Raw genomic sequence first — 13,947 nt, forward strand, 5'->3', positions numbered from 1 at the left:
GTCAGTTAAGCTGATAGTACAATCTCTTAGTTAAAAAAATCATCTATGATAACTTTTTGTATTGCAATAGTAGTCTTGGTGATAAGTTATTTTACCTATGGCAAACTTGTAGAATGCATTTTTGATATAGATACAAATGCAGCTACTCCTGCTGTAACATTAAGAGATGATGTGGACTATATGCCTTTACCCAGATGGCGTATATTTATAATACAATTTCTAAATATTGCTGGTTTAGGCCCCATTTTTGGGGCCATAACTGGCGCTATGTACGGTCCGTCTGCCTTTTTATGGATTGTACTAGGTAGTGTTTTTGCAGGTGGTGTACACGATTATTTTTCGGGAATGCTGTCTTTGCGTAATAAGGGTTTAAGCATTAGCGAAGTCGTTGGAGTTTATCTGGGAGTTAAAAGTAAATACCTGGTAAGAATATTTTCATTCATTCTTCTAATTTTTGTAGGTACTGTATTTGTAGTTGGTCCTGCAAAAATTATAGATGGGATGACTGCCCATGCACTGGGAATACAAATGTGGATAGGCATCATTTTAGCTTATTATATAATTTCTACCATTCTACCCATAAATAAAATCATCAGTAAGATTTACCCACTCTTTGGAGTTGCTATGGTTCTTATGGCGTTGGGACTCTTTGGCGCACTACTCATAAATGATTATTCTATTCCTGAGCTTACCTTATCTGAATTTAAAAATGGGACGTTGCAACCCGAAGATACGCCTATATTTCCCATGCTTTTTATAACTTTTAGTTGTGGGGCTATTTCAGGTTTTCATGCTACGCAATCTCCATTAATGGCGCGGTGTATGACTAATGAAAAACAAGGAAGAAGCGTTTTTTACGGTACGATGATTACCGAAGGTATTGTTGCCTTAATATGGGCAGCTGCAGCAATGGTCGTATTTAGAGGAGTACCGGGATTAAACGAGGCGATGTATGCAAATGATAACAATGCTGCCTGGGCGGCAAATGAGATTACCCGCAATTTACTGGGTAAATACGGTGGATTTTTAGCACTTATCGGTATCGTTATAGCTCCTATAACATCTGGTGATACAGCTTTTAGATCTGCACGATTAATTCTTGCCGACTCATTTAAGTTTGATCAAAAAAAGGTGAAAAACAGACTGTTGTTGAGCCTTGGGATTTTCGCAATTGCGATACTCTTAACGCAAGTAAACTTTGATGTAATATGGCGCTATTTTGCCTGGAGTAATCAGACGCTGGCAACGATGGTGCTCTGGATGATTACCATATACCTGGCACAATGCAAAAAAAACTATTGGTTTGTATTCATTCCCTCAGTTTTTATGACACTTGTATGTAGCAGCTATATTCTACTAGCTCCCGAAGGGTTACAGCTAGACAATACACTTTCTTACATTTTGGGTGCCTCTTTCACCCTAATAATAGCAATCCTGGCGTTGCGAAAAATAAATACCTATAAACATATTTAAAAGATAATGCTATGATAAATTTTAACAAGATTACTACCGCTACACGATATGGTGCTTTTATACTTATAAGTATACTTCTCTATAGCTGTAATTCTAATGAATATGATGCTTATAAGTCCCTCAAATTAGAAGAGGATGCCTATGCAATTATTCCTGCTCCTCAACAAATTACACCACAGCAGGGTGCTTTTATCTTAGATGAGAATACCGTGATTGAGGCAGCTGCATCAGCAACTAATGAGGCAAATTATCTAGCAGAAATTATTAATAATACTGCCGCACTTTCTATTACACCTGCTAAAGATGTAGAAAATAATAAACATCGTATTGTATTGGCACTTTCAGAAGAGGTTAGCGAAGAAGAAGGTTATATACTAGTAGTAAATTATGATACTATTTCGCTTAAAGCGAAAACTACAAAAGGACTCTTTTATGGGGTAGAAACACTATGTCAACTCATACTAGAAAAAGAAATAGACGGTAACAAGCACCAACTTATTCCGGCAGTAAAAATTACCGATGCCCCACGTTTTGCTTATCGCGGAATGATGCTAGATACGGGACGGTATTTTTATGATGTAGCCTTTGTAAAACAATTTATTGATCTAATTGCTTTACATAAAATGAATACGTTTCACTGGCACTTAACCGAAGATCAAGGCTGGCGAATCGAGATTAAAAAGTACCCAAAACTTACCGAAGTAGGTGCATGGCGTAATGGTACCGAAATAGGTAGAACACCCGGTGAAGAAAGCGATAATATAAAGCACGGTGGTTTTTATACCCAGGAGCAAATACGAGAAGTTGTACACTATGCAACACAACGACATATTACAATTATCCCTGAGATAGATATGCCGGGTCATAATGGAGCAGCAATCGCATCTTATCCATTTTTAAGTTGTTTTCCTGAAGAGAAAACTAAAATGAATGACAATATAATTTCTGACAAGACCAAAGAAAAAATGGATGCAGGAGTGCATAAAGTGGTACAGGAATCGTGGGGAATAAAATCGGATGTGCTATGCGCAGGCAAGGAAAGCACCTATACATTTTACGAAAATGTGCTAAGCGAAGTGATGGAGTTGTTTCCGTCTGCTTATATACATATAGGTGGTGATGAATGTTTAAAAGATAATTGGAAACGCTGTTCAGATTGTCAGCAAAAAATTAAACAATTAGAGCTCGAAGACGAAGAAGGTTTACAAAGTCACTTCATTCATCATATGGAGGCTTTTGTAAATAAAAAAGGAAAGAAGATTATAGGTTGGGACGAAATTCTCGAAGGTGGGTTAGCACCTAATGCTACGGTTATGTCTTGGCGTGGAGTGACTGGTGGCATAGAAGCAGCAAAACTAGGTCAGGACGTTATTATGACACCCCGAGAGCCCTATTATTTTGATTATTATCAAGTAAACGATACCATAAACGAACCTTTAACAATAGGAGGAAGAGGTCCTAATACGGTTAAAGATGTATACACTTTTGAACCTATCCCAGCCGAACTGTCAGAAGAGGAGCAAAAAAATATTTTGGGCATTCAGGCCAATTTATGGACTGAATATATAAGTACTCCAGACTATGCAGAATACATGTTATTACCTAGAATGACTGCGTTAGCTGAGGTTGCATGGTCACCTAAAGACCAAGAGAAAAATTATGAAGAGTTTTTAACTCGCCTAACTAAGTTTAAGAAAAACTATGAATCGCGTGAGCTTAATTACGCAAAACATGTTTTTAATTAAGTAATTAAACCTTTCAACGCGCTCAATTTTAATTTATGAAGGTATAATCAGCTCTCTATAAAATCATCATTATGTACAAAAAAACTATTTATTATCTACTGTTTTCTGTGGTTACTAGTTTGTGTTGCACAACCGGTTTAACTGCTCAGGAAACACCTCAAATCTGGAAAAAATACATTGGGGAAATCAATGATTCAGAAGTTCCGGATTTGCCAAACTATAGTTATGCAGGCTATAAACTGGGAGAAGAAGCCATACCAGATAGCAATGCTCCTGTATATGATGTTACCGATTATGGTGCAATTGCAAATGATGATTTATCTGATGTAGCTGCTATTAAAGCAGCAATTACTGCTGCAGAAAATTCTGGGGGTGGGGTTGTGTTTTTTCCTAAAGGTGAATTTATTGTCAATGCCACTGCTGGCAATGATGCGTCAATAGTAATTGGTGGTTCGCACATTGTTTTAAAGGGCAGTGGCTCAGGACAAGGAGGCACGGTAATTACTATGCAAAATGTAATGGCTCAAGAGCCGGGAATGACAGGGGAATGGGAGTGTAACCCTATGTTTCAATTTGTAACTCCGGAAAATGCTTCAGCTCCTGCTAACCTTACTGCAGACAGTGACAAAGGAACTAATTATGTAACTGTAGATGATGTAAGTGTATTAAATGGTTATAAGTATGTGCGCCTGTATATGGCTCCTAATACAGCCGCCAATAATCTGTATCTTGACGGTAAAACCCCGTTAAATAGTATATGGACGAGTATTAATCAAACCGGAGTAGAAGCAAAAGAGTTTCACGAGATAGATCATATCACAGGAAACAAAGTTTATTTTAAAGACGAATTTATAAATGATATAAAATTTGCTCACGGCTGGACGATTGAGGGATGGAATATGATTGAAGAATCGGGTTTTGAAGACATACACTTTAAAGCCAAATTTAGAGGTCCGTTTGTTCATCATAAAAACTATGAACACGATGCAGGATGGCGAGTTATTCGCCTTACAAATACTGCACACAGTTGGGTGAGACGTTCTCGGTTTTCAAATGTGTCATTAATTGCATCTACGGTAGATTGTTATGCATTGTCTTTTGTTGAGTTGCTTCTAGATGGTAATAGAGGACACAGTACCGTAGATATAGCTAAAGCATCCAGATCTTTAGCCGGTCTTATCTGGGACAATACTAATAATGGACAATTTCATGGGATTAATATGTCTGGTGCTACTACCGGGTCTGTTGCCTGGCGAGTAGAGTCTATTTATGGTAGAGGTATCGATTTTCACGGTAGTTTTCCCAGATCTAACCTTTTTGATGTATATCAAGAATTTAATGTCGTAGGTAATGGTGGTTCTACAGCATATCTGCCTAACCATCTGGGGGGATTAACACTTTAGAATCTCAGCAAAGAAGGTCCGGCTGTAACCGATTATGATTTTTGGATGTTTTGTAATTATTGTGCTGCAGTGGTAGCAAATCCTATAATTGTAGGGTTTCACGGGACTGAAACTACTTTTTTGCAAGACAATATAAAATATGAAGAAAGTAACGGTACAAAGGTCTATCCAGAATCTTTATATGAGGCACAATTAGAACACCGATTAGGTACAAAACCAGCCTGGATTGATGCTGCAATTTTAGAATTTGAAGAATTAAAACAACAGTGGTATCCCAGTGTGGGAGAATCAGATTATACAGAAACTATAAATAATTTGGTTTTAAATGGATGGGGAAGTGAGACCTACACAGGAGATAATGGTTTTGTATGGAATGTGAATGCAAAAGGAGTAACTGATTATATAGATGCATCATAAGAAGTTTATTTTCAAAAAGGGGTTACCGGTATAACTTCAAATCCTATTAGTGGAGGTATAAACTCATTTTCTATTGAATGTAAAAATCTTTGGGACATCACCGAAGAGCGTAAAGTAGAATTACTTGTAAATGGTGAAGTTGTGGGAGCTATGCAACATACAGGAGAGCGTACTTATATTTTTAAAGTTAATGATATTAATATAGAGGGAGATGTTGTAATCGCCATTAGAAATGCAAGCACCCCCGAACCTGGACAGGATTTTAGAAAATTAGCTATTGCATTTGATAACATTAACTGGACTAGAAACACTTCTCTTTCTATTGCTGATAAAAACTACGTGGAGGCTAGTTCATATCCCAATCCTTCAGACAACGGAATTTACACGTTAACTGTAAAAGAACCTGCAATTGCAAAAATTCATGATTTACAAGGACGAGTTATTAAGCAATCAATACCATTAAATACGGGTGATAATACACTAGATATATCAAATGTAGATACAGGTATCTACCTGCTTACATTAATTACTAATTCTGGGGTAACTACCAGTTTAAAGTTGATACGGAACTGATTAACTTAAAAATAATGAGGCTCTTTTATTTGTGAAAAGTTTTCAGCTTAAATTAAGTTCAGATAATATTTGTAAGGAAAAGTTCACTTTTTTAGTTTTTGTAGGAAGCATCATTTTTTAGCCACTAAATAAAAAGCTCTTTATTCCTGTAGGAGAGGGACGTAGTACACTTTATGAAATTAAATTTGAGAAAAAACCTTTCTGGGATTATTTGACCTCAACCCTACTATCCTTAAGGGATTTAGATTATTTATTATACTTTTGACACTATCAAAGACGATCAAATTAGATCATTTTAAATGTTCTTTAAAATATAGTGAGTTATTCGGTGAATAGACCCAGTAATTCATCTGTTAGATACAGGAAAAATAGGGGGTAAGGAGGTTTTCAAATTACCTGCCACCCCGACAAACTACTTTACAGTGGGCATCAAAAACCTGTTAATCTATTGATTACAGGCTTTTTTATTTTACATGATATAATATCATGCTAAAGAGGTTCAATCAACGAACTTACAGTGTTATGACAAACCTATAAAGTAGCGCAAGAGTTCCATTATTACGAACCTAATCACGCGTAGTATTGAAAAAGTGCTTTAGGTTGATAACGCTATTATAGATGCACATAAAGATCGCAATTCATTATCTACTGAAAAATACTATAGGTATTGCACGAGACAACATTAGCGTTAACCCATAATCTCGAGGTCATTTCTGAAGAAGAAATACAGTCATAATATAGTGGCGGTTATACACAGCGAAATCTGCTCGATATCATTTTAGGATTATCTCAAAAAGTGATAAGCAATCGTAAAGTTTTATGGCTACCCGGCTGTGGTTCTGTTAAAGAGATTAATGATGCCGAAGCACTGGGTTGTGAGATTATAAAATTATTTCCGGGATCTATTTATGGTCCTGAGTTTGTAAAAGCAGTTAAAGGTCCGCAACCGTGGACGTCAATTATGCCTACTGGTGGTGTAATTCCTACTCAAGAGAATTTAAAATCCTGGTTTGATGCAGGTGTTACCTGTGTTGGATTAGGCTCTCAACTAATTGGTAAATCTTCAGACGGGAGCTATGATTATAAAGCGATTGAAGCTAAAGTGAAAGACGTTATTACGTTGTTAAAAACCATCCGATCTTAATAACTTGAAAAGGTTTTTAAATTCTCTCGTTCTATTAAATGAGTATTTCTAAAACAATCTCCTTGTAATGGTACTAGGAGAAGTGGGAGTATATTAGTTATAAAAGGGGCTGCATTATATTTCAATTTGTTGAATCACTTTGATTTTTACCAAACTAGTTCTAAATAAATTTATGACCTTAAATAAGCTTTATTCAGTATTAGAATTTTTAAGAATTATTAAAAAGCCTTAATTCGGTTGTAAAACTGCATCAAGGCTTTTAAAGTGCTAATTAGTTTCTAAGTTTTTTGACTATTATAATGTGTAATTTAAGTGAATTCCCAGCCTGTATTTAGCTTCTACTTTACCTGCATTTAAATTCTGACTTACAGGAAGCATTACATTTATCCCTGTACTCAATTTTTTAAGAGTCACTTCAGTGCCTACTCTGCCAAATAGAACAGATCCTTCGGTATCTGGCACTCTCAATCCATAACTTTTATTCTCAGAATAGACTTCACCTGCCAGACCTATAAAGGGTATGATTTTATCAATCTTTAAAGTGTTGTACACTTTAGACACATTTAAGCCATAAATAAATTGATCACCAAAATGATAATCCTCCTTATTTTCGGTTTTTATAGTATAATTTGTCATTAAGCCTAATCCCCAATTTTTATATCCTACCGAGTAATTAGCTGCAAGGATGTAATCAAAACTTCCGGTGCCTACCTGGAAACTTGGGTTTACACTACCTTCATTATTAGATCGATTATACGCTCCTGTAGGTAATTTTATACCACCACCCAATTCTAAACTGTGTTTGTATTTTGACTGTTGATTTTTAAATAAACCATCGGGTACCGGGGTTATTATTGAATAGAATCCCAAAATGCTTAAATCTCCTAAACCTTCAATATTTTGTGATGTGTTATCTGCAAAATTGCGGTTATGAAAGTGGTACGGTAGAATTGCGGTCAAACTCAATTTTTTAGTAACCGGGATTTTTCCCCATAATTGGAGTGTGTTAAAATTTTCTTCTACCCAGGGCGAATTATTAAAAATTCCGTCACGTGATTGATATTGTTGATAGATATATCTCACTCCTATAAAATTTTCATTGCCCACAGTTCCGTATCCCATACCGCCACCAGAACTTCCGCAGCCGCAAAAGTCACAATCTTCTAAGGTGTATTTATAAAACGGGTTTGTATCTATACTTAGTGAATCTAATGCGGTAGTTGATTTTGCTATCGCGGAAGTTGTTATCACTAAGAATAAACTCAGCATTACTATTTTAAATATATGTAAGTTCATTTTATATTTTTTAATATTCTGAAAAACGCTTGTCGTTTATGTATTCGGTATCTGTTAGTGTTTGCAAAAAAGCAATTAACGCCTCTTGATCGTCTGCATTTAGAGCAATACCTAGTTTTCCGTTTTGTTTTAAAACCAGATCTAAGGTTTCAGAATCTTGTACACCGTTTGTGTAAAAATTAAGAACAGATTGCAAACTTCCGAAACGGCCATCGTGCATATAAGGGGCTGTTAAAGCAACATTGCGCAGGCTAGGTACTTTAAATTTGTAATTGTCAGAAATACGTCCACTTACTTCAGCACGCCCTAAATCATTTAGGCCAGGGTAGGGTGGGAGTCCATTATTTCTAAAGGTATTGTCTGTAAATAAATCGGTTTTATGACAATGCGAACATTTAGATTCAAAAAGAGCAAGACCTTTTTTTTCTAATGCCGAAAATTCACCGCCCTCTTCATTACGCACAAACTTGTCATATTTGGAATTTGCTGAAATCATCATCACCATAAATTGCGAAAGTGCTTTGAGAAAATTCTCGTTATTTACTTCACCATTTTCAAAAGCTGAAGCAAACAGACGCTGGTACTCACTATTATTTTTAAGTTTTGCTAAAACATTTGAGAGTGTTTCACCCATTTCTACTTCATTTGTAATAGGTATTATAGGAAATAAATCTAAGTGCGAAGTGGCACCATCCCAGGCAAATTCAGTTTGAAAAGCCATATTTTGAATTGCAGGAGCGTTGCGCGTACCTTCAAGATCATCTATACCGTGACTAAATTGATGGCCGTGATGTGTAAATGCAGAACTTTGCTCGTGGCAAAAACCACAGGATATAAAACCATTTGCAGATAAATTTCCGTCATAGAATAATTTTTTGCCCAATTCAAATCCATTTTTAGTTGGAGAATTTGAAGCAAGGTTATAACTCATTTCAGGAAAATTTGCAGGAATAGTAACCGTTAGGTTTTCATCTAATGCACTATAATCTGAATCGTCATTTGCAGTGCAGGACATAAAGAGTAGAATGCACAGCAACACTAAAGTATGCTTAATTAATATTCTCATAATATTAGATTAAGTGCGGTGCATTACACACCGCACTTAGTGTATTAATTAATGATCGTGATTTTCACCATTATGCACATGATCTACGCGAAACATGGTAGCAGCATTCACGGCAATTTGTGGACTCTTCACTTCATCAACCATGACAACAGATTTTTCTGAAAGTGAGATTTTATTTTGACCATCTAAAATTTGATTGGCATCTACTTCAAGGTGTACAATAGGGCTTAGATTACTACTTACAAGAGCTTTTGTAGGTAAGCTAACGGTAAGTTCTCTATAGTTGTCAAGACTGCTTCCATGACTACCCATATGTATTTTAAAGTCTTTCGCTTCAGTAATTGTAGATGATGTGAAAGTACCTTCAAAGTTTAAAAATTTATAACCAGCCTGCCAAGACCACATCATATTTGTGGTTTCTGCCAGTTGCAGAAAATCACCTTGCCCTTCTGCTCCCTGTAGATATTTCTCTTGATCTACACCTACACCAAAACGTAGTGCTACATATTCACCTGCAGGTATGTTTTTCAGTTCTATTTCATTGAGATTAATCTCTTCACTAACTATAAAATAGCTCTCATCTTTAGGATAGGTAAATTCATTACCAGCAGCATCAATAAGCACAAAATTACTTACGATATAGTTAAAACGGGTTATGCTAAGTGTTTCACTATTACCATTTGTATAAGTAGAAGAGTTAAGCAATAAATCATCTCCATTTACACTATTATCAAATTCTATTATAAGATTATTTGTTCCTGATAGACTTTCTGTTGTATCGTCGTCAGATGAGCAAGAGGTAATACTAAGAGCGAGTCCTAAAACCAGATATTTAAATGTTTTAATAGTTTTCATTCTAAAATTATATAAGTTAAATAGTATCCCTGCTAGGATACGTTTGTTTTTAAAATCAAATTTATAACACACTCAATCTGCTCTTCTAAGTTGAGAAAAGCGATAGGTGATACTTTTTAATATAATTTAGAATGTAATGGGCGGCTTAATGAGCTTGCTTCTAAAATTTGAAGATTCGTGCAAAATATAGGTGTCTTTAGCTAGACTATTTGACTCACGGGTTATAATGTCAAACTCCCAATTTAAAGTTTGATTAATGAAATAGGTTACTATAATATTTAAGTTGTTTTTGGCACCCCGCTCTTCAGCATCTTTTTTCTTTGAAGCTTCCTCTGCAAGAGCTTGCATTAGGTAGCACCTACCATTGCAACTAAGTTCTGGTTTGTCTCTGTTAACGCATAACTCATCTACTATATAATCATAATTGACTATATAGTCTAATACAGGTATGACAGGCCGCATTATAAGTAATGCAGCAAAAAAAGGCCAGAAAAGTTTCAAGAAAGCTTACTTATTAATTGACTACTTGTTTCGCTGTTTTTAAACTCTCGTAGGTAAACTCTTTAAGATTGGTTACTTCTTCAAGTTCTGTTTGAAGGCCTTTAATACCACTTTCAAGCTCTTGAGTAGACATTTTTGACACAGGAATGCGTTGTTTTACATATGAGTCTGTAAAACTGTGCATCCAGGACATCATGCGGTCATCAGATTTTTGTAGTTTTTTTAAGGCTTCATTTTTTAATTTTGGCGAAGCGGTAGTATCGTTTTTAATTTGTTCTTGTAACTGAGTAAGCTCATTCATCTTTGGCATGATCTCATCATGCACGGCAATAACTTCTTTAAATAAGGAGTTGTATTGATCTTGCAGTTCTGTATTATTATTACAAGATATTGCTGTAATAACAATAGATATGACTACAAGCGATTTTTTTAAAATGCTCATGGAGTATATTATTTAATTAGAAAAAAACGTGTATTTCAAATTAAATGATAGGAGGACGAAAAAGGGAAGTAGAGGTTTGAGACCTTAAAAATTCTGAAACAACAGGAAATTGAACAGATGTATTCTCTAAATAATCTGTTGAAAGATCAAAACTAGAATCTGTAACAACAAATGGCAGAAGCTCTACGGAAGCAGAATTATTTTTCTTTTTTTGAGTAGATTCTTTTTCTGAAGCTTCAGCAAGAGATTTCATTAAGTAACACTTACCATTACAGTTCATTTCGGGAACTTCTTTGTTTTCACAAAGAATGGTACTTATGTAATCATAATCAATTAGATACTCTATAAATGGAAATGCAGGACGCAGTACCATTAAAAAAGCAAATAAGAGGATTAGATTTTTCACGTGGCAAAAATAAGTCTTAAGTAAAAATTATAGCTCCAAAAATGGGATATTTTTTTGTGTTAAATAATGGTCGTGTAAACTAAAAACTTCATTTTTCACGGAATTTTTAATACTTGCCGTTCTTGAATGAGGTTTATAAAATTAACTTGTTAATTCTTACTTTTTGAGTTCTGGGCCATTTATAAAATCCATTTAGTTCTTAATCAAAATTGGTATAAGTACCTTTTAAGTATAACTTTAAGGAAGCCTTAAATTGTAATTGTATGAATGAGATAGAGAGATTAAAAGAGCTCTTAAACTACCATATTTTAGATACGCCTAAAGAAGAAGTATTTGATGATTTGGCATTTTTAGCTTCTGTAATTTGTGACAAGCCTATAGCGCTAATAGGTTTGTTAGATAAAGATCGCAATTGGTTTAAAGCCAAAGTAGGAGTCGATATCGTAGATTCTCCACGTGATATTTCGTTTTGTCAATATACCCTAAAAAACCCAGATGAAGTTTTAGTGATTAACGATACGTTAGAAGATTCGAGATTTCAAGAAAACCCAATGGTTATAGGTGGCCCTAAAATACGCTTCTATGCAGGTGCTCCCTTAATATCTCCTAAAGGTTTTGTGTTAGGTACTATTTGCGTATTTGATACTAAACCAGGGCAACTCAACGATGATAAAATTAAATCTTTAAAACTTCTCTCTAAAAAAGTGATGAATCATTTCAACTCTCGCAAATTGCTTATAGAACAGCAGAGTAAAATAAATTATGATGCAAAATATCTAAGGCAAATTACAGATTATGCACCGGGAGTGTTATTTCAATTTGAATTAAGTAGATCTACATTTAGCTTTCAATTTGTAAGTAAGGGAATAAAAAATCTGCATAAAGACATAGAGCCCGAATTAATAATTAAGAAGCCCGAAGCTTTTTTAAAGTATGTATATCCTTCAGATCGTGTTTTATTTCAGGCAGAGCTTAAAAAGGCTTGTTTAAATCAATCATCGTTTGAATTTGAGTTCAGAATTTTAAATGACAGGGGTGAAATTCAGTGGTATTTAGCTAAGGGTAATCCTTGTTATTTTAATGGTCAAAAAAATGGCTGGTTTGGCTCTTTTCAAAATATTACGCAGCAATTAGAATATCAACGTGCGATGGAGCAAATAAGCTTTGATATATCACATATTTTAAGAAGCCCGGTTACAAATTTATTGGGATTAGCTAATCTAATCGAAAATGAAAAAGAATGTCTAACAGATTATAAATTAAGAGAGTATAGTCATTATATACAAACAGTTTCTCGTGAATTAGATACTTTCACCAGGGGTCTTAATACGATTTATGAACAAAAGAAAGTCAACTTTCAAAAAAAAGCATTTGAATAACCTTATAATTTAATAGTTTCTCGTCTTAAGGAAGATTCTCTTATTATAAGTTTTCCTTCAAGTACATAGGCTTTCTTAGTTGTCGTTTTATCTTTGTCTTCTAAGTGCCCCAACATTGTATTCATTAATTGAGCTCCCATTTGTTCGATGGGTTGTGCAAATGTGGTTATAGAAGGTGAGTACATTTCAAAAAATATATTGTCATCAAAACTGGCTAGACCTAAAGTCTTAATCAATTTGTCATTAAGTCTCGACAAAGTTTTTAGACCATTCTGTGCAAGATAATTAGTTGCAAAAAAGATACTATCAATTTGCGGATTTTCAGATAAAAATTTTGAAATAGCAGCATTACAATTATCTGCGTGTGCCATTTCGTAGGGTATTTCTAAAATGTTAGACTTTAGATTATTTTTCTTTAATGTAGAAAGATAACCTTTACGCCTGTCATCCATTTGTATAAGATTAAGATTTATGGTAATAAAAGCAATATTCGTATAGCCCTCTTCAATTAAGTGCTCTGTAATTTTGGTAGCACCCTCGTAGTTATTTAAGGTTACAGAATCTACGTCTAAAGTATTTATTTTACGATCAAAAAGAACAACAGGAATATCATTTTCAATGAGATTTGAAATGTCTGATTCAATACCCGGAGGAGGTACTATTATAAAACCATCTACCTGACGTTCTTGAAATAGTTGTATTAAATCCTTAGCACGTTTAGTGTTATTTTCGGTGCTACAGAAAAGAACTCTATAATCGTTATTATATGCGATGTCTTCAATAATTCTACCTATTTTAGAGAAAAAGTAATTACTTATATCTTCAACCATAAATACAAGAACTCTAGAGCTGCCTGTGCGTAAACTTCTTGCCACAAGATTAGGCTTGTAATTTATTTCTTTAAGGTAATCTTCTACGCGAGCTATAAGTTGTTTAGAAATCTTTTTTTCTTCACCTTTTCCGTTAAGTACAAAAGAAACAGTCGTTGTTGAAACTTGTAAAACTTCGGCAATATCTTTTAAAGAGGGTCTCTTCTTTTTCATTTATTTTTTTGAATATGTGTTGGGCTTAGGTAAAAAAAAAATCTTTAACGTGTTGATTTTAAACGCTTTTTTTTTAGTAAAAATAATTCAGAATACTAACCAATACTAGTATTTTGAAGACTAATTCATAACGTTAATCGATTACAATTACAATTTACTAGTATAAATTAAGTCCATCAAATTAATTTTATGGATATATGCTGG

General features: G+C 34.5%; 12 protein-coding genes and 1 pseudogene. 6 read left to right on the forward strand and 7 right to left on the reverse strand.

What is annotated here, in order from left to right; genetic code table 11:
• Positions 1-45 precede the first annotated feature (45 nt).
• From ACEN25_RS00135 to ACEN25_RS00155, 5 genes and pseudogenes are all read left to right on the forward strand, one after another.
• A complete protein-coding gene (locus ACEN25_RS00135; protein WP_441801092.1) occupies positions 46-1,473 on the forward strand; it encodes a carbon starvation CstA family protein in 1,428 nt (475 codons plus the stop codon).
• Positions 1,474-1,484: 11 nt separating this feature from the next.
• Positions 1,485-3,218, forward strand: coding sequence for a beta-N-acetylhexosaminidase (locus ACEN25_RS00140; protein WP_441801093.1), 1,734 nt, complete (start codon positions 1,485-1,487; stop codon positions 3,216-3,218).
• A 71-nt stretch (positions 3,219-3,289) separates the two neighbouring features.
• Positions 3,290-5,038: pseudogene (locus ACEN25_RS00145) on the forward strand (DUF4955 domain-containing protein).
• Positions 5,039-5,188: 150 nt separating this feature from the next.
• Positions 5,189-5,611, forward strand: a complete 423-nt coding sequence (locus ACEN25_RS00150) for a T9SS type A sorting domain-containing protein (RefSeq protein WP_441801094.1) — start codon at positions 5,189-5,191, stop codon at positions 5,609-5,611.
• 796 nt (positions 5,612-6,407) lie between these two features.
• Complete coding sequence (locus ACEN25_RS00155) at positions 6,408-6,755, forward strand: hypothetical protein (protein WP_441801095.1); 348 nt, start codon at positions 6,408-6,410, stop codon at positions 6,753-6,755.
• Positions 6,756-7,049: 294 nt separating this feature from the next.
• On the opposite strand, the gene ACEN25_RS00160 is transcribed toward ACEN25_RS00155, so the two are convergent.
• From ACEN25_RS00160 to ACEN25_RS00185, 6 genes are all read right to left on the reverse strand, one after another.
• Positions 7,050-8,051: a transporter gene (locus ACEN25_RS00160; protein WP_441801096.1), complete on the reverse strand. Its 1,002-nt coding sequence runs from the start codon at positions 8,049-8,051 to the stop codon at positions 7,050-7,052.
• A 10-nt stretch (positions 8,052-8,061) separates the two neighbouring features.
• Positions 8,062-9,117 carry a cytochrome-c peroxidase gene (locus tag ACEN25_RS00165; RefSeq protein WP_441801097.1) on the reverse strand — a complete coding sequence of 352 codons (1,056 nt, stop codon included), beginning with the start codon at positions 9,115-9,117 and terminating at the stop codon, positions 8,062-8,064.
• A gap of 48 nt (positions 9,118-9,165) precedes the next feature.
• On the reverse strand, positions 9,166-9,972 hold the full coding sequence (locus ACEN25_RS00170) for an MbnP family protein (RefSeq protein ID WP_441801098.1): 807 nt from the start codon (positions 9,970-9,972) through the stop codon (positions 9,166-9,168).
• A gap of 126 nt (positions 9,973-10,098) precedes the next feature.
• Complete coding sequence (locus ACEN25_RS00175; RefSeq protein WP_441801099.1) at positions 10,099-10,473, reverse strand: hypothetical protein; 375 nt, start codon at positions 10,471-10,473, stop codon at positions 10,099-10,101.
• Between the two features lie 13 nt (positions 10,474-10,486).
• Positions 10,487-10,915, reverse strand: coding sequence for a hypothetical protein (locus tag ACEN25_RS00180; protein ID WP_441801100.1), 429 nt, complete (start codon positions 10,913-10,915; stop codon positions 10,487-10,489).
• A gap of 40 nt (positions 10,916-10,955) precedes the next feature.
• On the reverse strand, positions 10,956-11,321 hold the full coding sequence (locus ACEN25_RS00185; RefSeq protein WP_441801101.1) for a hypothetical protein: 366 nt from the start codon (positions 11,319-11,321) through the stop codon (positions 10,956-10,958).
• 263 nt (positions 11,322-11,584) lie between these two features.
• Here ACEN25_RS00185 and ACEN25_RS00190 point away from each other — a divergent pair, with 263 nt between their 5' ends.
• Positions 11,585-12,700 (forward strand): GAF domain-containing protein, encoded by a 1,116-nt coding sequence (locus ACEN25_RS00190; RefSeq protein WP_441801102.1) that lies wholly within the window; start codon positions 11,585-11,587, stop codon positions 12,698-12,700.
• Positions 12,701-12,702: 2 nt separating this feature from the next.
• Here ACEN25_RS00190 and ACEN25_RS00195 read toward each other — a convergent pair whose 3' ends face one another.
• Positions 12,703-13,743 (reverse strand): LacI family DNA-binding transcriptional regulator, encoded by a 1,041-nt coding sequence (locus ACEN25_RS00195; protein ID WP_441801103.1) that lies wholly within the window; start codon positions 13,741-13,743, stop codon positions 12,703-12,705.
• Positions 13,744-13,947 lie beyond the last annotated feature (204 nt).

This window comes from Leeuwenhoekiella sp. W20_SRS_FM14, assembly GCF_052119605.1.
Taxonomy (GTDB): domain Bacteria; phylum Bacteroidota; class Bacteroidia; order Flavobacteriales; family Flavobacteriaceae; genus Leeuwenhoekiella.